This window comes from Herbaspirillum sp. C9C3 (genome assembly GCF_013359625.1).
Classification (GTDB): domain Bacteria; phylum Pseudomonadota; class Gammaproteobacteria; order Burkholderiales; family Burkholderiaceae_D; genus Herbaspirillum.
Genome location: NZ_JABFMQ010000056.1, coordinates 1 through 2,321 on the forward strand (window position 1 = coordinate 1; position 2,321 = coordinate 2,321).

A 2,321-nucleotide genomic window follows, 5' to 3' on the forward strand; every position below is an offset into this window, starting at 1 on the left:
AGGCCAATGCCGCAACTGATCCTGCCGTGGCAACACAGCTCAATGATCAGGCCAGTGCGTTGGAAACCAAGTGGGGGCCAGATGGAAACATGCGGGCTTTGGCGCACACCGTTGTGGGCGGGCTCACAGGTGGTCTTGCCGGTGCAGCTGGTGCGGGAGTGGGTACCTTAGCCGCACCTAATGTGGCTGCAGCCCTGAATAAGGCTGGTGTGGATGCTGATCTGGCGAAGGTGTTGACTGGGTTCTCGAGTACCTTGGTGGGTACGGCAGTGGGTGGGGCGCCGGGTGGGGCTGCGGCTTATAACGAGGTTGTCAATAACTTCCTCGGTCACGCCGACAGAGCGAGATTGAATGCTCTGCGTCAAAAGGTCCAGAGCAAGGTGACGCTGACGAAGGATGAAGCACAACAACTCGCTTTACTGGAGATCGGTGATCAGATCAGTGATGGCCTGCTCAACAAGTACCGTTCTGGGCAACCCTTGGCCAAGCATGATCAGCAGAATCTGGAGATCTATTTAGCTTGGTATGCCAAACAGAATGGCGAAGAAGCTAAGCGGCAGCTTGTTCAGCATGGCAGCAGTCCGACTTATGGCTTCCCTTATGCGGGTTCCAGTTCTGACCGTGGTGACTATGCGAGCAAGAACTTCAAATGGCGGGACTACTGGTACCGAAATAAAAGCACCAACGAACTTATCTTTGATGAAGCGAGAGCGAAGGCGGGAATTTATCCGAACATAACACCTTATGAAAGCCTGACGCCAGTTGGTATGCAGTTGTCGCGCTTCTTCTCGGTTGTTGATTCGATAGCCAATAGTTCTTTCGCCACTGGCACTTATCTGGGATCTGGCGTAGCGGGTGCAGGTGCGGATACCCGGGATGGCCTGACGATTGCGATGGGGCAGTTGGCACAGATTGGGTCGTCGTTCATGTTGCCAAGAGCAGGGATTTCTCCGCTATTTGGCGCAAGTAGCAATTCGTCTGAATCAAGTGCAGTAGCGGTGCAGCCTTATACGGTTGGTGCGGGCGCATCTCCGCCCACCAGAAAAATGAGCGGGACAAATAGTAAAGTCTTTTCTGCAAGCGTGCAAACGGCTGATCCTGGTAGCGAGACTGCAGAAGAGACAGGACTTAAAAAATCCGGGAGCAACTCCACAAGCGCCGCAAATTCTGCTGCGGTAAATTCGGTAGAGTCGAGGTCCGGAAATGGTGCATCCGCCTCCCCTGTTTACAATCCTCAAGGGGCAGCGAGAGCGACAGCGAATAGCGGAAACTGGTCAAGTGGATCGTTGAGTGAAACGGTTCAAAAAATCGCAGGACCTAGTCCGCAAGTGACGTACACCGCCTCAGGAAAAACGATCTATACAAATCCAACTACCGGCAAGTCTGTGGTGTACGATAACGCAGGAAATTACTATCGCATTCAAAATGCTGCCGGCCAGTATCTTGATCAGAGTGGCAAAATTATTCCGAATAACGTACGACTTATTGGTCCGAATAGAACAACGCAAACAGGTGTCCCGTCTGGCGTGCGAAATGGCCTAACTCACTTCAGTAATACTGATCCCGTCAATTAAGGGGAAATGCTATGCGAATGCAGGAATCAATGGTGTCGATGGATGAAGGGGCAATCGCATTGCGCTTGTCAGGACCGTTATCGGAGTGGTTGTTCTCGCTGAGATTCTGGTCAGACTTCAACGCCAAACATGGCACTATGTTTGATCAGTTCGAAGAGGACGAGGCTGACCTCGGGATAGTGAAGGCAGTAATTGAATCTCTCGATGAAAAAGCGAGAGCTTTGCAGAGTCTGGACATAGATAACGTTGAATTCATATATCGGTGGACATCGGAGCACGAGCCCATTAAGGCGAGAGTGTCGCGAGAGTTATTGCTATCAGAGATAACGAAGTTTCGCGACTTCCTCGTTGTCGCGGTGACAGAGAATCGTGAGGTAACTTTCTCGCTTTGAGCGGACAAAATCCTCGCTGTGTCGGGGATTATCCGCTGTTAAGATTTGCGCCGTGTAGCCGATTGTCCGCCCAAAGGCAAAACCAAGACCAGATCATCGTAGGTACGTTCTCGCATGATCTAAGAAATCTCCGTGAAGATATTGAAGATGAAATTGGGCGGGCCGGGATATCGTTCTTCGCAATTCCATCGTCACAGCCGCCAATGCTGCTACCACGGGCAGCAACATCAATCAGGTAGCCAGCGTCAGCGGCAAGGACGTGGTGCTGCTGGCCGGCCGCGATCTGCAAGCCGATGCTGGCGTCATTGCCGCCAGCGGCGACGCCACGCTCTCGGCAGGAAGAGATGTGCGTCTT

General features: G+C 52.4%; 1 protein-coding gene and 1 pseudogene. Both read left to right on the forward strand.

Annotation, left to right across the window (positions count from 1 at the left end; genetic code table 11):
* Positions 1-1,574 (forward strand): annotated as a pseudogene (locus HNO82_RS22330) (hypothetical protein); the annotation flags it as partial.
* Between the two features lie 29 nt (positions 1,575-1,603).
* The gene (locus tag HNO82_RS22030) at positions 1,604-1,966 is read left to right on the forward strand and encodes a hypothetical protein (RefSeq protein WP_217510001.1); all 363 of its coding nucleotides are present in this window, start codon (positions 1,604-1,606) and stop codon (positions 1,964-1,966) included.
* Positions 1,967-2,321 lie beyond the last annotated feature (355 nt).